15 protein-coding genes are annotated in these 16,685 nt (G+C 65.6%); 6 read left to right on the top strand and 9 right to left on the bottom strand.

Annotated elements, in window-relative coordinates:
- The first annotated feature begins 27 nt into the window (after nt 1-27).
- On the top strand, nt 28-984 hold the full coding sequence (panE, locus tag R2669_RS12970; RefSeq protein WP_316900861.1) for a 2-dehydropantoate 2-reductase: 957 nt from the start codon (nt 28-30) through the stop codon (nt 982-984).
- A gap of 287 nt (nt 985-1,271) precedes the next feature.
- On the opposite strand, the gene R2669_RS12975 is transcribed toward panE, so the two are convergent.
- From R2669_RS12975 to R2669_RS13000, 6 genes are all read right to left on the bottom strand, one after another.
- Entirely contained in the window at nt 1,272-3,011 is a 1,740-nt protein-coding gene (locus tag R2669_RS12975; protein WP_316900480.1) for an efflux transporter outer membrane subunit, read from the bottom strand.
- Nucleotides 3,012-3,018: 7 nt separating this feature from the next.
- On the bottom strand, nt 3,019-4,188 hold the full coding sequence (locus tag R2669_RS12980; RefSeq protein WP_316900481.1) for an ABC transporter permease: 1,170 nt from the start codon (nt 4,186-4,188) through the stop codon (nt 3,019-3,021).
- A complete protein-coding gene (locus tag R2669_RS12985) occupies nt 4,185-5,156 on the bottom strand; it encodes an ABC transporter ATP-binding protein (protein WP_316900483.1) in 972 nt (323 codons plus the stop codon). The genes R2669_RS12980 and R2669_RS12985 overlap by 4 nt, the downstream gene beginning before the upstream one ends.
- Nucleotides 5,153-6,127, bottom strand: coding sequence for an HlyD family secretion protein (locus tag R2669_RS12990; RefSeq protein ID WP_316875056.1), 975 nt, complete (start codon nt 6,125-6,127; stop codon nt 5,153-5,155). The genes R2669_RS12985 and R2669_RS12990 overlap by 4 nt, the downstream gene beginning before the upstream one ends.
- Before the next feature lie 58 nt (nt 6,128-6,185).
- Nucleotides 6,186-6,950 carry a TetR/AcrR family transcriptional regulator gene (locus tag R2669_RS12995; RefSeq protein WP_316900485.1) on the bottom strand — a complete coding sequence of 255 codons (765 nt, stop codon included), beginning with the start codon at nt 6,948-6,950 and terminating at the stop codon, nt 6,186-6,188.
- A gap of 86 nt (nt 6,951-7,036) precedes the next feature.
- Nucleotides 7,037-7,960: a LysR family transcriptional regulator gene (locus tag R2669_RS13000; protein ID WP_316900487.1), complete on the bottom strand. Its 924-nt coding sequence runs from the start codon at nt 7,958-7,960 to the stop codon at nt 7,037-7,039.
- A gap of 118 nt (nt 7,961-8,078) precedes the next feature.
- Here R2669_RS13000 and rocD point away from each other — a divergent pair, with 118 nt between their 5' ends.
- Nucleotides 8,079-9,305 carry an ornithine--oxo-acid transaminase gene (rocD, locus tag R2669_RS13005; RefSeq protein WP_316900488.1) on the top strand — a complete coding sequence of 409 codons (1,227 nt, stop codon included), beginning with the start codon at nt 8,079-8,081 and terminating at the stop codon, nt 9,303-9,305.
- Between the two features lie 25 nt (nt 9,306-9,330).
- Complete coding sequence (locus tag R2669_RS13010) at nt 9,331-10,260, top strand: arginase (protein WP_316900489.1); 930 nt, start codon at nt 9,331-9,333, stop codon at nt 10,258-10,260.
- Nucleotides 10,261-10,546: 286 nt separating this feature from the next.
- On the opposite strand, the gene R2669_RS13015 is transcribed toward R2669_RS13010, so the two are convergent.
- Both R2669_RS13015 and R2669_RS13020 read right to left on the bottom strand, forming a co-directional pair.
- Nucleotides 10,547-10,945, bottom strand: a complete 399-nt coding sequence (locus R2669_RS13015) for a dihydroneopterin aldolase (RefSeq protein WP_024976941.1) — start codon at nt 10,943-10,945, stop codon at nt 10,547-10,549.
- Nucleotides 10,946-10,966: 21 nt separating this feature from the next.
- The gene (locus R2669_RS13020; protein ID WP_147215915.1) at nt 10,967-11,785 is read right to left on the bottom strand and encodes an SDR family oxidoreductase; all 819 of its coding nucleotides are present in this window, start codon (nt 11,783-11,785) and stop codon (nt 10,967-10,969) included.
- 16 nt (nt 11,786-11,801) lie between these two features.
- Here R2669_RS13020 and R2669_RS13025 point away from each other — a divergent pair, with 16 nt between their 5' ends.
- Nucleotides 11,802-12,995: a class I SAM-dependent methyltransferase gene (locus tag R2669_RS13025; protein WP_316900491.1), complete on the top strand. Its 1,194-nt coding sequence runs from the start codon at nt 11,802-11,804 to the stop codon at nt 12,993-12,995.
- A 4-nt stretch (nt 12,996-12,999) separates the two neighbouring features.
- On the opposite strand, the gene R2669_RS13030 is transcribed toward R2669_RS13025, so the two are convergent.
- The gene (locus R2669_RS13030; protein ID WP_027678574.1) at nt 13,000-14,289 is read right to left on the bottom strand and encodes a muropeptide transporter; all 1,290 of its coding nucleotides are present in this window, start codon (nt 14,287-14,289) and stop codon (nt 13,000-13,002) included.
- Nucleotides 14,290-14,386: 97 nt separating this feature from the next.
- On the opposite strand from R2669_RS13030, the gene R2669_RS13035 reads away from it, so the two are divergent.
- A complete protein-coding gene (locus R2669_RS13035) occupies nt 14,387-15,334 on the top strand; it encodes a M48 family metallopeptidase (RefSeq protein WP_147215921.1) in 948 nt (315 codons plus the stop codon).
- A gap of 304 nt (nt 15,335-15,638) precedes the next feature.
- On the top strand, nt 15,639-16,670 hold the full coding sequence (locus R2669_RS13040) for a hypothetical protein (protein WP_316875067.1): 1,032 nt from the start codon (nt 15,639-15,641) through the stop codon (nt 16,668-16,670).
- Nucleotides 16,671-16,685: the final 15 nt, after the last annotated feature.

Genomic DNA, 16,685 nt, shown 5'->3' on the forward strand with positions numbered 1-16,685 from the left:
ATGGAAACGAACCCCATGACGACAGCAATGCGGATTCTGGTGCTTGGCGCCGGTGGCACCGGCGGTTATTTCGGTGGGCGGCTCGCCCAGGCGGGCGCAGACGTGACGTTCCTGGTGCGCCCTGCGCGGGCGGCGCGGTTGCGCGAACACGGCCTGGTGATCCGCAGCCCGCACGGCGATGCGCAATTGCCCGTGCAGACCGTCACCGCAGACCAGGCGGCGGCTTGGGGCCGTGCCGACCTGGTGCTGCTGAGCTGCAAGGCCTACGACCTGGAAGACGCCATCACGGCCATCCGCCCCGTGGTGGGCGAGCGCACGGTGGTGCTGCCGGTGCTCAACGGGCTCGCGCATCTGGAACGGCTGGATGCGGCGTTTGGTGAATCGCGGGTGCTCGGTGGGCTGTGCCACATCAGTGCGACGAGTGCGCCGGATGGCGCGGTGCTGCACCTGAGCAACGGCCAGGGCCCCGCCGCGCATTCGATCACCTTTGGCGAGCGCACGCCGCATGCGCCCCGCGAGCGCACCGAGGCGATTCGCGATGTGTTTGCCACGGCCCACTTTGATTCCGTGCTGGCCGAGAACGTCATGCAGGACATGTGGGAGAAATTCACGTTCCTCACTTCGCTAGCGGCAATGACGTGCCTGATGCGGGCGACGGTGGGCGAGATTGTCGCCACGGATGAGGGCGCCGCGCTGAACGAGGCGATGTTCACGGCGTGCGAGCGCGTGGCGGCAGCGTCGGGGTATCCGAATCGGCAGGCGGCGCGCGAGCGTGCGCTGAACGTGCTGACGCAGGCTGGGTCGCCGCTGACGGCATCGATGCTGCGGGATCTGGAGAGTGGTGCGCGGGTGGAGGCGGATCACATCGTGGGGGACATGTTGCGCCGTGGGCGGGCGTTGGGCGTTGATGTGTCGCTGCTGCGGGTGGCGTTTGCGCATTTGCAGGCTTATCAGCAGCGGTTGTTGCGGGCGGCGGCTGGCTGACTGTTTGTTTTTTGCGCTTTGGGTTCGCCCTTGTTTCACCCCCTGCCGGTGGCGACTCACTTTCTTTGTCTTGCCAAAGAAAGTAAGCAAAGAAAGGCGCGCCCGAGATGGCGACTTCCCCTTGAATTTCTGTGACCGTGCGGGGAAGGAGGCAAACTCGCTGCGCTCAAACAGGCCTCCTTCCTTTTTCCGCCCGCTCACAGAAATTCAAGGCGCCATCTAGGGCAGGGTACGGCCACACCGGCTGAAGGCTTGCGTTGTCGATTGGGTTTCCCTTTGTCGTGGGTTTATTGCCAACCGCCACCCAACGCCTGCATGAGCGCGGCGGAGTCCAGCAACCTGTCGGCTTGGCTCTGCACCTGTTGCAACGTGGCCTGGTCGACCTGGCGCTGGGCGTCCAGCAACGTCAGCGTGCTGATGCCGCCGGCGGCGTGGCGGGCTTGGGCGGCGCGCAGGGTCTGTTGCGCCTGATCGGTTGCCTGCGCTCGGGCCTGTAGCGTTTGGGCGTCGTTGTTGACGGCGTGCAGGGCGTCGGCCACTTCTTGCAGGCCTTGCAATACGGCTTGCTTGTAGGCGGCGCCGGCAGCGTCGTAGGCGGCTTCGGCTTCGCGCTTTTTGGCGCGCAGGGTGCCGCCGTGGAAGATCGGCTGCGTGAACCCGGCGCCGAGGTTCCAGATGCTCGACCCGGCGCCGAGGAGGTTGCGGAAGCTGGTGGTTTCCGAACCCAGGCCTGCGGACAACGTGATGCGCGGGAACAGGTTCGCCGTGGCCACGCCCACGTTGGCGCTGGCTTCGTGCCACATCGCTTCGGCAGCGCGGATGTCGGGGCGGCGCTGCGCGAGCGTGGATGGCAGCGACACCGGCAGCGGGTCGGGCAAATGCAGCGTGTCGAGCGATGGCAAGTCCGGCAACCCAGCGCCGGGCTCGCGGCCCAGCAATACCGATAGACGATGCCGCTGCTGCGCAGCCTGTTGCACGAGCGGCGGCAGCGTCGCGTCGGTCTGCGCGACGAGCGTGCGCTGCGAGAACGCATCGACCTGCGCGACGCCGCCCACGCTCAACCTCCGCTCCGTGATCTCCAACTGCTTGCGCTGCTCAGCCGCCAATCGCTGCGTGGTCGCGATCTGCACATCCAGCGCGGCAATCCGCACCACGGTCGTCACCACATTGCCTGCCAGAGACAAGCGCGCCGCTTCGAGTTCATAACGCTGCGTATCGACCTGCGCTTGCGATGCTTCCAGCGCCCGGCGCACGCCGCCAAAAATATCCAGCGCATACGACACCGACAGCGACGCCGAATACAACGTGAACGGCCCCGGCTTGGGCGTATTGAACCCGAACGCCTCCGGGTTGATCTGCTGGCGCACCGCCGACACGGTGCCATCCACCGACGGCAACGCATACCCGAACTGCGCCTGCGCTTCGGCCTGCGCCTGGCGCAAGCGCGCCTCCGCCTGCGCGACGGACGGGCTCGCGCGCAACGCCTCGTCCACCAACGCATCCAGCGCGGGGGACCGGAACAGGTGCCACCAATCCGCCGGCACGTTGGCATCGACAAGATGCTGCGCTTCGCCGCCAACAACGGGCGCGGACGCGGTTTCCCGCGCCACAGGCTGCGCGGAATAGCCGGTAGCCGCAGGCCCCGCGGGTGCCTTGAAATCGGGACCGACGGCACAGCCACTCACAGCCAGTGCGGCGATCAACACGACCCCCGCCGCACATTCGCCAACCGCCAACGCACGCCCCAACGTCAGCAAATGGGACCAGATGGTGTGGCCGTACCCTGCCCTAGATGGCGCCTTGAATTTCTGTTGCAGAGAAGAAGTAGGAAGGGAAACTGTTTGAGCGAAGCGAGTTTTTCCCTTCCCCTCTCTGCGACATAAATTCAAGGGGAATTCGCCATCTCGGGCGCGCCTTTCTTTGCTTACCTTTCTTTGGCAAGACAAAGAAAGTAAGTCGGCCCCGGCAGGGGACGAAACAAGAGATGCACCACCAGCCTCAGCACGTCGAATCCACAGCATCCACATAGCCACCTCAATCCAACGTCCTGCGATAAAACCGCAACGCCACCCCCAACACCACCACCGTAAACACCATCAACGGCCAAATGCTCGGCCACAACTCAACCCATCCATTGCCCTTGAGCAGAATGCCGCGCGTGAGCCGATTGAAGTACGTCATGGGGAGCAAGTTGCCGATCACCTGCGCCCACTTGGGCATGCCCACAAACGGAAACATGAAGCCCGAGAGCAAGATGTTCGGCAGGAAGTAGAAGAACGTCAGCTGCGTCGCCTGCAGCTGGTTCTGCGCCAGCGACGACAGCGTGATCCCCACCGTCAGGCTCGCCACGATAAACAGCAGCGCCGACACGTAGACCATCCACACGCTGCCGACAAACGGCACGTGGAAAACGAAGAACGCCATCAACAGAATGATCGTTACCTGCACCAGCCCGATGAAGATGTACGGGACGATCTTGCCCGTCATCACCTCCAGCGGATGCACCGGCGTGGCGAGCAGGTTTTCCATCGTGCCGCGCTCGCGCTCGCGCGTCATCGCCAGGCCCGTCATCATCACCATGGTCATCGTCAGGATGGTGCCCATCAGGCCGGGGATGATGTTGTACTGCGTGATGCCTTCCGGGTTGTAGAGCTTGTGGATCCGCACATCGAATGGCGGCGCCGCACTGCTCGGGCCCGCGCCCGCACCTCCGGCCAACGGCGACAGCGCGCCCTTCATGTCCTTGTTGACGACGCCTTGCACGAGTTGCGAGAGCGACGCCACGGCCAGGCCGGTAGCGGCAGGATCCGTGGCATCGGCCTCCACAAGCAGCGAGGGCTTCTCGCCGCGCACAAGCTTGCGCGTGAAGTCCGGCGGGATCGTTACGACAAACTGCAGTTGCCCCTTGGCCAGCGCTTCGCGCCCCGCCGTTTCGTCGACCAGCGTGGTCGTCAGGTCGAAGTAGTCGGAGTTGCGCATGCTGGCCAGGAAGCTGCGTGTGAACTCGCTCTGGTCTGCGGCAATCACGCCGGTCAGCAGATGCTTCGGATCGGCGTTGATGGCAAAGCCGAACAGAAACAGCTGCATGATCGGAATGCCGATCATCATCGCGAACGTCACGCGGTCGCGGCGCAGTTGCAGGAATTCCTTGAGCACCACGCTCCACCAGCGCACGAGGGAAAAGCGATTGCCGTCCGGCTTCATGGCTGCGCCCCGTAGTTGTCGGAGGAGCGCTTCATCATGTGGATGAAGACGTCTTCGAGGCCGGTGTCGATCGGCTCGGCGCGCGTGCCGGATTCTCCGGCGAGCTTGCGCAGCGTGCCCTCCAGCGCTTGCGCGTCCGCGCCGGTCACATGCAGCACAGACCCAAACGCGACGGTCTGATCCACGCCGGGCTGCCCTTCCAGCTTGCGGCCCAGTTCCACCAGGTTGCCGCCCGAAACCGACCATGTCGACAGATGCTGTGCGGCGATCACCTCATCGGCGGTGCCGTGCGCGAGCAGTTCGCCATACGCGATGTAGGCGAGCTTGTGGCAGCGCTCGGCTTCGTCCATGTAGTGCGTGCTGACGAGCACCGAAATGCCTTCCGCCGCCAGCCGGTGCAGTTCTTCCCAGAAGTCGCGCCGCGCTTTCGGGTCGACGCCGGCGGTGGGTTCATCGAGCAGCAGCAGCTCGGGCTTGTGGAGCATGCACGCGGCCAGCGCCAGGCGTTGCTTCCAGCCGCCGGACAGCGAGCCCGCCAGTTGCCTGGCGCGCGAGGCCAGCCCGAGATGCTCCAGCGCGTGGTCGACCACCTCTCGCCGATTGGGCATCTCGTACAGGCGCGCCACGAAATCGAGATTCTCCCGAATCGAAAGATCATCCCAATACGAGAACCGCTGCGTCATGTAGCCGACGCGCCGCTTGATCTGCGCAGACTCCTTGAGGATGTCGTAACCGAGGCACGAGCCGCTGCCGCTGTCGGGCGTCAGCAGCCCGCACATCATGCGGATCGACGTGGTCTTGCCGCTGCCGTTGGGGCCGAGAAAGCCGAAGATCTCGCCGCGCGCGACCTGCATGGAGAGGTCTTTCACAACGTGCTTGTCGCCGAAGTGCTTGTTCAGGCCATGCACGTCGATGGCGTAGTCGCCGTTGCGTGTGAGCGGTTGACCGTCGTGGCTGGCAGCGCTCATGGCAGCGTGACCTCCACGGGCTGGCCCGGGCGTAGCTTCGGACCGTCGGCCGCAGCGGGCCGCGCCTCCACCATGAAGACCAGCTTGTCGCGCGTCGCGTTGCTGTAGATGACGGGCGGCGTGTATTCGGCTTCGGTGGCGATGTAGGTGACGGTGGCGTTGATATCCGCCGCGCAGCCATCGCAGTGCAGGCGCGCGGCTTGCCCGGGCTTGAGCGCGCCGACCACGCCTTGCGGCACGAAGAACCGCACTTTCACGTTGGCCGGCGGCAGCATCCGCACCACGGGGCTGCCGGCGCCGACCCACTCGCCTTCGCGATACAGCGTGTCGAACACGAGACCGCCCTGCGTGGCCTTCTGCGCTTTCTGATCGAGCCGCCATTGCGCTTGCGCCACCGCCGCACGCGCGGCTTCCACCTGCGCGGATTGCGCGCGAATCTGGTCATTGCGCGCCGGCAACTGGGCAATGCGCAGCTGATTGGTCAACTCACGCACGCGCTGCGCGTTGGTCTGCGCGGTCGAGCGGCTTGCATCGAGCTGCGATTGCGCGATGCCGCCTGCGCGGAACTGCGCTTCGTCACGCGCGAGTTGCGTCGACGAGAGCTTGTCCGCCGCCACCGCCTGCGCCAGTTGCGCGCGCACCGCGTCCACTTCGGGCACACGCTTGCCGACGTTCAGATCGGCGAGTTGCGCTTCGGCGCCTTGCAATTGCGCGGCTGCCTGCTGGCGGGCCGCGGTCTCGTCCACCGATTCGAGCGCGAAGAGCGGCGTACCCGCATTGACGGTCTGCCCGCGTTGCACAGCGAGATGTTCGAGCCGCCCGCCCACCGGCGAGGCCACGTAGACGAACTCGCCTTCCACATAGCCCTGGTAGGTCCGGTCGTCGTGTTTGGCGCAGCCCGCCAGCACGATGGCTGCGGCCGATACCGCCGCCAAACTCCCTGCCCTACCCATGCACAACGCTTGCCGCATACCGCCCTCCGCGGGATTCGATTGATGCGATTGATGCGATTGACCTGCCGTGTTCGCCCTACTCGCGTTCCTTGCTCTTTGGCTTGGACTTGGGCTTCGATTTCGATTTCCGCTTGGCTGATTTCCCGTCCGCCTGCTCGGGCGTGGCGACTGGGCCGATGCCATGCAGCAGTAGCGCCGCCACGTGCCGGCCGATGTCCTCGTCGCTGACCCGATCCGCCAGCGGCAGGCGGCCCCACAGCGCGCGCGTCGCCAGCGGCAGCATCGCCAGGCCGATCAACGACACCATCACCAGCGGCGGCTGCAAAGACGCGTTCACCGCGCCGGCGGCCTGCGCGCGCGCAATGCGGTCGACCAGCAACGTGGCGCGCTCCAGCGCGATGCGTGCGAACACACGCTCGCGCAACTGCCCGCCCTCGCTGGCGATCTCGCGAATCCACAGCGTCGGAAACCATGGCGTGGCCGTGGCCACCGCCACCATGCGCTGGGCCACGCCGGCCACCGTCTGCGCAAGGTCGGGCAGATGCGCGTCGTCGGCGATGATCGCCAGCGCCGGCCCCGTCACCTGATCGACGAGCGGCCGGATGCGCCCTTCCACCACGGCGTCGAGCAATTGATCGCGCGTCTTGAAGTGGTAATGCACCATCGGCGCCGTCACCCCGGCTTCGCGGGCGATGGCGGCAAGCGTGGTCGGGCCGACGCCATCGCGCGCAAACAACGTGACGGCCATGTCGAGCAGGCGGTCACGGAGGTCGTCCTGCGTTGCGCCATCCTGGCGGCGGGGGCGGCCGGGGCCGCGAGCGGGAGGTTTACGGGTTGCCATGCCGCGAATATTAATTGTCGAATTAATTAATTTCAAGGCGGAAATTGACGCTGTGCAGGTCGGTCAGGAAGGGGACGATTTCGCGGCTAAGCGCGCGCGGCCGCATCGAGCTGCGCCAGCCGCACCAGCAAGCGGTCTTGGGCTTCGCTCGGGAAACTCGATGTGCGACGCACGGCAAACACGGTGTTCAGGCAGCGTCGCGCCACGATCGGGCGCACGACGTGCAAGCGCCCGCGCTCCACTGCATCCTGGATGGCGTGCAGCGGCAGCACCGACCAGCCCATGCCAGCCTCCACCAAGGTGCTCACCTCTTCCAGGTCGGAGACGTGATGCGCGCTGACGGTCGTCTCGGGCATGCGCCGGAACAGCGCCTTGAACCACAGCCCGTAGACCGCGTCGGATTCGTCGTAGGTGACGAAGGGCAGCGCCGCGCAATCAGCCAGCGTGCGTGGCGCAGCGTGCTCGCGCAGTGCGCGGGCGCTGCAGGCGAGCACAAATTCCTCGGTATAGACAGCGTGGTGCTCAAACAGGCGCGACGTGCGCGGTGTGTAGACGAAACCGAGATCGGCGCGGCCGGATTCAACGTGGCCGAAGACCTCTTCGTCGCTACCGAAGGCGAGTTCGAGGCGCACGTCGTCCAGCAGCGGCGCGTCTGATTCGGGCGATGGCGTCAGGAGCGCCGGCATCAGCACATAGCGGCCGAAGCTGGAGCCGCTCGCCAGCTTGAGCGACACGCGCTCCATCTCGCCGCTGTGCAAGGCCGCGCGCAGTTCATCCAGGCCGGCAAACGCATCGCGGCACCACGCACGCACCGAAGTGCCCGCGCGCGTGAGCACGAGCTTGCGCCCCGAGCGCTCGAACAAGGGCACGCCGAGCCACTGCTCCAGCTGCCGCATCTGGTAGGACAGCGCCGGTTGCGACACGGCCAGGCGGTCTGCGGCACGCACGAAGCTGCCCTCGTTGGCGACGGTCAGGAAGCTATGCAAATAGCGCAGCGGCGAGTGCGACATGGCGCCTCAATTCATCAAATTTTTGGATCGAAAAACGAAAAACATTCGATTTGATTTCAAGTCTGTCAGATCGCACAATCCGCCGCAAGTGAACGACCGATCCAGGCAGGAGGCCATCATGACGACCGCAATGCAACATCCGAGCTATGCATTGGAAGACCGTTACGGCGCACGCAACTACGCGCCCTTGCCCGTCATGCTGGAACGCGGCGAAGGCGTGTGGCTGTTCGATACCGGCGGCCGGCGCTACCTCGACATGATGTCGGCGTACTCGGCCGTGAGCTTTGGGCATTCGCATCCGAAACTCGTTGCCGCGCTGATAGAGCAGGCGGGCCGCCTGACGCTCACGTCGCGCGCCTTCCACAACGTCGAACTGGGCCCGTTCCTGGCCGACGTCTGCCGCATCACGCGCATGGACCGCGCGCTGCCCATGAACACCGGCGCCGAGGCCGTCGAAACCGCCATCAAGGCGGCCCGCAAGTGGGCCCGCGACGTGAAGGGCCTGGCGCCCGAGGCGGCCGAGATCATCGTCTTCGAGAACAATTTCCACGGCCGCACAACGACGATCGTCGGGTTCTCCTCGCACGATCAATATCGCTACGGATTCGGCCCGTTCGCGGGGGGCTTCCGACGCATTCCGTTTGGCGACGCCGATGCACTGCGTGCGGCCATCGGGCCCAACACCGGCGCCATCCTCATGGAACCTGTGCAAGGCGAAGGCGGCATCGTCGAACCGCCTGCTGGCTACTTGAAACTCGCGCGTGAACTCGCCACCCGGCACAACGTGCTGCTGATCTGCGACGAGGTGCAAACGGGCCTCGGCCGCACCGGCGATGTGCTCGCGAGCTGGCATGAAGGCGTTGACGCCGACCTGGTGGTGCTGGGCAAGGCGCTCGGCGGCGGCATGGTGCCCGTGTCAGCCATTGCGGGGCGCGAGGCCGTCATCGGCGTGTTCCGGCCGGGCGACCACGGATCCACGTTTGGCGGCAACCCGCTCGCAGCGCACATCGGCCGGGCGGCACTTGCCTTGCTGATGGAAGAACAACTGCCACAGCGTGCCGCGCGCGTGGGCGCAGCGTTCATCAATGAACTGAAAACGCTGGTCGGCCACGGCGTGCGGCAGGTGCGCGGACGCGGCTTGTTGATCGGCCTGCAGCTCGACGCCGACATCGACGCACACGACTTCGCCTTCGCGCTGGCCGAGCGCGGCGTGCTGACCAAGGACACCAACGGCAACGTGGTCCGCCTGACACCGCCGCTGGTGATTGGCGAGGCGGAACTGGCACTGGCGCTGGAGGCCATCCGCCAGACGCTGGCAGGGTGGCCGCGCCGCAAGGTGGCGTGACGGAAGAACTCGCAAGGGGAGTGACATGACCATCATCGATCTGATCGGCGCGGCCATCGGCTGCGGCGCGCAAGACGACGGCTGCAAGGACGGCCCGCGTGCGCTGCTGGAAGCCGGCGCGCTGGCGCGATTGCAGACGCCTGACACGCACGCTGGGCTCGTGCACGACATCGAACTGGCGACGTCGGCCGGGCACAACCGCTCGGCACGCCTGGCGGCGCTCCCGGGCGTTGCCGGCTTCTCTCGCGCGCTTGCGGATGCGACGGCGCACAGCGTGCACCAAGGACATGTGCCCGTGGTCATCGGCGGCGATCACTCGTGCGCCATCGGCACGTGGTCCGGCGTGGCAAACGCCTTGCGGCCGAAGGGTCCGCTCGGCCTGATCTGGATCGACGCCCATCTCGACAGCCACACACCGCAGACGAGCGATTCCGGCGCCATCCACGGCATGCCGCTGGCGGCGCTGCTCGGCCATGGCGCAGCGGCCCTCACGCAAATCCGCGATGCCGCGCCGAAGCTGTTGCCGGAACACGTCGTGGTAATCGGCGCGCGCAGCTATGAGCCCGCCGAACGCGCGTTGCTGGATCTGCTTGGCGTGCGCGTCGTCGACGCCGCCGAAGTGGCACGCAGCGGCCTGCGCGCCGTCATGGCTGACGCCATCCGCCAGGTCAAATCGGGCACCGCGGCCTTTGGCGTGACATTGGATCTGGATGCCTTCGACCCCGCCGTCGCACCCGGCGTCGGCACGCCCGAAACAGATGGCCTCACCGCACACGGCATGGCCCAGGCACTTGCCGCCTGCGCACGCGATGCACGTTTCGCCGCATTCGAACTGGTGGAATACAACCCGCGCCACGACAAGGGCGGGATCACAGCGCATCTGGCCCTGGACCTGCTGGCCAGCGTCGCAGGCGCATTGCACGCCCAGCGCCGCGAATACGCGACGGCGGCTTGAGCCGCCATCAAGAAAAAGCGCACCGCCAACGCCCGCGCACAGACGGTGTGGCCCTACCCTGCCCTATGCGGCGCCTTGAATTTCTGTTGCAAGGAGGAAAAAGGAAGGGAAACTGTCTGAGCGAAGCGAGTTTTTCCCTTCCCCTCCTTGCGACATAAATTCAAGGAGTCTTTCGCCGCATCGGGCGCGCCTTTCTTTGCTTACTTTCTTTGGCAAGACAAAGAAAGTGAGTCGCCCCCGGCAGGGGGTGAAACAAGGGACGCTCCACGAGCATCAAAAAAAGCCCTCAGCCCGACTCTTTAATCCGAAACACCTCAACACCCACGGATTCGCAATCCGGATACACATCCGGCTTCTCCGTCGACACCCGCGCAGCCAGCACATGCGGATGCTTGAGCATCGCCGTCAGCACGTCATCGCACAGCGTCTCCTGCAAGTGAATATGACCTTGCGCCATACGCCGCGCCACGGTGTCGCGCATGAAGTCGTAATCCACCACTTCATGCAGCTTGTCTTCCGTGGGCGACGAATGCTCCAGCGGCACGTACAGCTCGATGTTGATCAGGACGCGCTGCTCGCCCTTCTTCTCGAATTCATGCACGCCGATGTTGATCTGCACTTCGTAGTTGCGCAGGAACATGCGGCGGCAGTGCGACAGGCGCGGGTGGGATAGCAGGGAAAGCATGGGAGCGTCCGGGGGAGTTGTTTATTCAGTCAGGAACATCACGTCGCGGGCCAGCGGCATCAGATGCTGGCCTCCGTCGACGAACAGCGTGGTGCCGGTGACGGCGCGGGCGGTGGCGAGATAGCACACCGCCTCGGCAATATCTTCCGGCGTGGACGACTGGCCCAGCGGCGTCATCTGGTGCGCGCGTGCAAACCCGCCCTGCGACTGGTCGCCCGACACCATCGTGATGCCCGGCGCCACGCCCACCACACGCAGCGCGGGCGCCAGGGCCTGCGCAAGCTGCATCGTGGCCGTCGACAGCGCTGCTTTCGACAGCGTGTAAGAGAGGAAATCCGGGTTCAGATTGTCGAGCTTCTGGTCGAGCAGGTTAATGACGACGCCGTGGCCCTGGGCGCCATCGGCCGTCAACGCCCGGTGCAGCTCGCGCGACAGCAGCAGCGGCGCGGCCACGTTGGTGCGCATGTGCGTATCGAGCGACGCATAGCTGAAGCTGGTCGCCACGTCGTACTGGAACAAAGACGCGTTGTTGACCAGGCAGGTGGGCGTACCCAGTGCAGCGCTGCAATCGGCAATCAGGCGGCCAGCGGCGGCTTCGTCCGACAGGTCGGCCTGCAGCACGGCGGCGCGGCGGCCCATGGCGATGATCTCGGCGGCCACGGCGTCGGCCTCGGCGCGCGAGCGGTGGCAATGCACGGCCACATCCCAGCCGTGCCGGGCCAGCGCCAGGGCAATGACGCGCCCAACGCGGCGGCCTGCGCCGGTAACGAGGGCGATGCGCCGCTGAGTAGCGGATTCTGCGGTCGATTCCGCAGTGGACTGGTTGGGCGTCTGCGCCATTGTTTACAATTCGCCGATGAGCAAAACCGTGAGTTTACCGCTTCCCAACGAGGCGGCGCAGGCGCAGTCCGCGCACCTGTTCGCCGTGATCGCCGACGCCATTGCGGCCGCCGGCGGCTGGCTTCCGTTCGACCGCTACATGGAACTGGCGCTCTACGCGCCGGGCCTCGGCTATTACAGCGGCGGCGCGGCCAAGTTCGGCCGCCGCGTGGAAGACGGCGGCGACTTCATCACCGCGCCCGAATTGACGCCGTTCTTCGGCCGCACCGTGGCGCACCAGATCGCGCAGGTGCTGCAGGCACTGCCGGAAGGCCAGCGCCACGTGCTGGAATTTGGCGCGGGCACCGGCAAACTGGCCGCCGACATCCTCACCGAATTGGATGCGCTGGGCGCGCGGCCCGACAGCTACGGCATCGTCGAACTCTCCGGCGAGCTTCGCCAGCGCCAACAGGAACGCCTGGCTGCGCTCGGCCCCGAGCTGGGCGCCCTCGCGCGGTGGCATGACACGTTGCCTGCGCCGTTCACCGGCGTGATGGTTGGCAACGAAGTGCTCGATGCGATGCCCGTGTCGCTCTGGGCGCGCCGCGACGGCGTGTGGCACCAGCGCGGCGTGGTGCTCGATGTCGACAACGGCCTGCAATGGAAAGAGCGGCTTGTTGACCCGTCGGAGGTGCCCGCCAAGCTGGCCGCCCTGCCGGGCACGGACGATCTCATCACCGAATCACACGAGGCCGCCGAGGGCTTCATCCGCAGCGCCGGCGCGGCACTTGAGCGCGGCTTGTTGCTGCTGATCGACTACGGTTTCCCGGCTGCGGAGTACTACCACGCGCAGCGCGCCAACGGCACGCTCATGTGCCACTACCGCCAGCACGCGCACGACGATCCGTTCTGGCTGCCAGGCCTGCAGGACATCACCGCGCACGTCGATTTTTCGGGGATCGCCCAGGCGGGGCAGGAAGCCGGGCTGGAACTGCTCGGCTACACGAGCCAGGCGCGCTTCCTGTTAAGCGCCGGTGTGGGTGAGCTGCTGATGACGCTGGACCCGTCCGATCCGATGCAGTTTCTGCCGGCCGCCAATGCCGTGCAGAAGCTGCTGTCGGAAGCGGAAATGGGCGAGCTGTTCAAGGCCATCGCGCTGGGCAAAGGCATCGATGCGGCGCTGCCGCTGGCCGGCTTTGCGGATGCCGATCGCTCGAACCGCTTGGGTTAGTCGATCAGGCTGACGCAGCCTTGGCCGCTTTGGCTTCCAAGGCGCGTTCGTTCTGCTCGGCTTCGTAGCGGCCGATCGTGCCGCGCATCCACCACAGCAGCGCCAGGCCCGGGAAGGCAAACACCACGGTCATCAGGTAGAACGCCGGCCAGCCGTACGCTTCAACGAGGTAGCCCGAGGTGGGCCCGACGTACACGCGGCCGATGGAAGCCAGCGCCGACAGCAACGCATACTGCGTCGCCGAGAACGACCGGTTGCACAACGCCATCAGCAACGCCACAAAGGCCGCCGTGCCCATGCCACCGCAGATGTTCTCGATGCCGATGGCCACCGCCATCGTCCACAGATGCTGCGGCGTCACGGCCAGCACCCAATAGCCCAGGTTCGACACCGCCTGCAGCACGCCAAAAAGCAGCAGCGCCCGCACCAGCCCCAGCCGGACCATCAGCGTGCCGCCATACAGCGCGCCCACGATGGTGGCGGCCAAGCCGAGCGTCTTGTTGACGATGCCGACCTCACCCGCAGAAAAACCGACGCCGCGGATCAGGAACGTCGTCGACAGGCTGCCCGCAAACGCATCGCCCAGCTTGTAGAGCACGATCAGCGCCAGCAGCGCCCAGGCGCCACGGCGCGAGAAAAAGTCCCGCAGCGGGCCGACCACCGCCTCCTGCAGGCTGCGCGGCGGGCGCGCCGACACCTCCGGCTCGGGCGACCACAGCGTCGTGAAGATGCCCAGCGCCATCAGGCCGGCCATCAGCAGATACATGTTGCTCCAGCCCATGACGCGATCAGCCAGATACAGCGCCAGGCCGCCCGACACCAGCATCGCCAGCCGGTAGCCGAGCACCTTCACGGCTGCGCCGACGCCGCGCTCGCTCGAATGCAGCACGTCGGTGCTGTAGGCATCGAAGACGATGTCCTGCGACGCCGACAAAAACGCCACCAGCACCGCCAGCCCGGCCAGTGCCCAGAGCGCGGCGTGCGGCGGCGTGAACGCCATGGCGGCAATCGACGCCACGAGCCCTGCCTGCGTCAGCACCAGCCAGCCGCGACGACGGCCCATGAGGGGCGGCGTGAAGCGGTCCATCAGCGGCGCCCAGAGAAACTTGAAGATGTACGCCTGCCCCACCAGCGAGAACAGCCCGATGGTGCGGATATCCAGTCCTTCCACCGTCATCCACGCCTGCAGCGTGCCCGAGGTGAGCGCCAGCGGCAGGCCGGAGGCAAAGCCCAGCAGCAGCATCGCGCCGATGCGGCGGTTGCGGAAAATATCGAGGTAATCGTGGAAGGTCATGCGGCGGGCCGGAGGCGAGTGCGAATGCGGGTTGCCACGTAGCGTGGCGCGGTGCGTTGGCCGATATTATGTCGCACGGATTCGGCCCCTCATCCATATGCCCCGCGCCACACGCTCCCTGCTGACCGCCATCGGCCTCGCGCTGTCTGCGTGGGCCACCGCCATGGACGGCCCGCTGCCCGTGCCCGCCGACGGCGTGAAGCTGGAAGCGCCGACCACCACATCGCCCAACATCCGCCTCGTCATTCCGGCGGAAGAAATCGACAAGCGCGCGCTGGACGAATACCAGGGCATCGTCGACAACGCCGCCCACGAAGGCGCGCTGGCGCCCGACAACGTGCCCGACCTCATCCGCATCCGCGGCATCGTCAGGCGCCTCACACCGCAGGCGCCGCGCTGGAACCCCGACGCCGCGCGCTGGCAGTGGGAGGTCAACCTGATCGGCTCGTCGCAGGTGAATGCCTTTTGCATGCCCGGCGGCAAGATCGCCGTGTTTTCGGGGCTGCTCGAACAGTTCAAGCTGACGGACGACGAACTCGCCATGGCGCTCGGCCACGAGATCGCCCACGCGCTGCGCGAGCACGCCCGCGCCCGCGCCGGCCAGCGCGAGATCACCAACCTGGGCGCCAACGTCATCTCGCAGCTGTTCGGCTTCGGCAACCGGGGCGACACGGACCTGGGCGAAGGCGCCAAGATGCACCTGCTGGCCTTCTCGCGTGCGGAGGAAACAGAGGCCGACCTGGTCGGCATGGACATCGCCTCCCGCGCCGGCTACGACCCGCGCGCTGCCCTCACGCTGTGGCAGAAAATGGGTTCGATCGGCGGGACGGAGCAAAAGCAGTTTCTGTCGACGCACCCCTCGGGGCGCACGCGCATGGCGGTGCTGTCACGCCATTTGCCCGAAACGCTTACGCTGTTTGCCGACGCCCGACATATGACGATGGCGAAACTGCCGGAATATCGGTCGAACATGCAATATCTGGGCGCCGCGCCTGTTGATAATGGCGATGAGGCGCCGATGCGGCCGATGGTGCGGCGGCAATAATCGCCAGCGATTTACCGCGCCTCATCCCAAGGTGCCGTCGGATTGCATCGCGATACGCTTGAAACCCACATCAGCTGCCACTCTTGCCGTCAGCACGCTGTGCGCACACGCAAATGTCTGCGTTTTGCCGCGCGTTTTGTGTTCGCAATCGTGTTAATGACTGCGTGGCCCACCAGTTAGTGGGGAGTTACCCCGCGCTAAGCAAATCCTAAGAAAACAAATTCGCCCCGCTTGTACGCTGCGCCGGCAGATTTTCTGCGCACAAATCTCCACAAAAATCACAGCGACAGGGATACGTACAAAAATGAAGGCATGGGGCAAGGGATTTACGGGAATTGCACTGGCATGCGCGCTGAGCGCCTGCGGCGGTGGCGGCGATAGCGGCAGCGTTGCTGACCCGAACAGCTTTTCGGTTAGCGCAACCGTAGGCGGAACCAAGGTGCAAACGTTTAGCGCAACCAGCGGCCAAAATGCCACGCTGACGGTCAAGTCCGGGCAAGATCTGCGCCTGGATAGCAGCACCGACGTCAATTGGAAGTCCGGCGATGCAACGAGCAATACCGAAGTCTCGGTCAAGGGTGCCAGCACGCAGAGCTGGACTGCTGGCCTGAAGAGCCCGCCGGGCGGCACGTTCACGGTGACCGTGACGTCGGCCAAGGACGCGAGCAAGTCGGCCAAGGTGACGGTCACGGTGACGCCGCATGAGTACAGTGCCGTGGCGCAGCATGTCGGTTCAACGGTGGTCTGGTCAGAAAACAGCACGCGCCTGGACGGTTCGGTTTCAACCCGCACGCGCACAAACGTTACGACTGCCGTCGCGAACGGTCAGAGCACCGTGGATTCAACCGTAGATGCCGCCGCCACGCCTTCGGAGCGGTACACCTACGACGCGGACAACAACCGCCTCACCCGCACCTATCTCAATATCAATAGTGGCGGCGACAACGCTTGCAGCTATGGGCCCGTGCGAAAAATGCTGAATTTCCCGATGTCAGTCGGCAAATCGTGGCAGACGACGTGGTTCTACAGCTGTGCGGCCGGTTATCACGAATCCGCCGCTCTCACCTCTACGGTAGAAGGTTACGAGTCGCTCACCACGCCCGCCGGCACCTTCAATACGTTGCGCGTTCATTACGTACTCGCGCTAACCAACGCGAACGACTCTGCACTGCCCGGCGGTAGCACTGGTACCGCAGCTTATGGCCAAGACTATCGTTGCTGGTGGCACGTCGATACGGGTCACTTCGTCCGTTGCGATTTCGCGTATTCGTACCCGTCTGGGGCCCCGTCCAATTTCCTGAAGACATTCTCGCAAGTAGCGACATCGGTCCAATAAGATTCACTCCTTGCC

The sequence above is a fragment of the Ralstonia edaphi genome, assembly GCF_958350185.1.
Lineage (GTDB): Bacteria > Pseudomonadota > Gammaproteobacteria > Burkholderiales > Burkholderiaceae > Ralstonia > Ralstonia edaphi.

Excerpts from the sequence above, each read along its gene's own strand:
- R2669_RS13030 (WP_027678574.1), bottom strand. The coding sequence starts at position 14,289 with ATGACCTTCCACGATTACCTCGATATTTTCCGCAACCGCCGCATCGGC.
- R2669_RS13020 (WP_147215915.1), bottom strand. The coding sequence starts at position 11,785 with ATGGCGCAGACGCCCAACCAGTCCACTGCGGAATCGACCGCAGAATCC.
- R2669_RS13000 (WP_316900487.1), bottom strand. The coding sequence starts at position 7,960 with ATGTCGCACTCGCCGCTGCGCTATTTGCATAGCTTCCTGACCGTCGCC.
- R2669_RS13040 (WP_316875067.1), top strand. The coding sequence starts at position 15,639 with ATGAAGGCATGGGGCAAGGGATTTACGGGAATTGCACTGGCATGCGCG.
- R2669_RS13010 (WP_316900489.1), top strand. The coding sequence starts at position 9,331 with ATGACCATCATCGATCTGATCGGCGCGGCCATCGGCTGCGGCGCGCAA.
- R2669_RS13025 (WP_316900491.1), top strand. The coding sequence starts at position 11,802 with ATGAGCAAAACCGTGAGTTTACCGCTTCCCAACGAGGCGGCGCAGGCG.
- panE (WP_316900861.1), top strand. The coding sequence starts at position 28 with ATGCGGATTCTGGTGCTTGGCGCCGGTGGCACCGGCGGTTATTTCGGT.
- R2669_RS13015 (WP_024976941.1), bottom strand. The coding sequence starts at position 10,945 with ATGCTTTCCCTGCTATCCCACCCGCGCCTGTCGCACTGCCGCCGCATG.
- R2669_RS12990 (WP_316875056.1), bottom strand. The coding sequence starts at position 6,127 with ATGCGGCAAGCGTTGTGCATGGGTAGGGCAGGGAGTTTGGCGGCGGTA.
- R2669_RS12985 (WP_316900483.1), bottom strand. The coding sequence starts at position 5,156 with ATGAGCGCTGCCAGCCACGACGGTCAACCGCTCACACGCAACGGCGAC.
- R2669_RS13035 (WP_147215921.1), top strand. The coding sequence starts at position 14,387 with ATGCCCCGCGCCACACGCTCCCTGCTGACCGCCATCGGCCTCGCGCTG.
- R2669_RS12995 (WP_316900485.1), bottom strand. The coding sequence starts at position 6,950 with ATGGCAACCCGTAAACCTCCCGCTCGCGGCCCCGGCCGCCCCCGCCGC.
- rocD (WP_316900488.1), top strand. The coding sequence starts at position 8,079 with ATGACGACCGCAATGCAACATCCGAGCTATGCATTGGAAGACCGTTAC.
- R2669_RS12975 (WP_316900480.1), bottom strand. The coding sequence starts at position 3,011 with ATGTGGATGCTGTGGATTCGACGTGCTGAGGCTGGTGGTGCATCTCTT.
- R2669_RS12980 (WP_316900481.1), bottom strand. The coding sequence starts at position 4,188 with ATGAAGCCGGACGGCAATCGCTTTTCCCTCGTGCGCTGGTGGAGCGTG.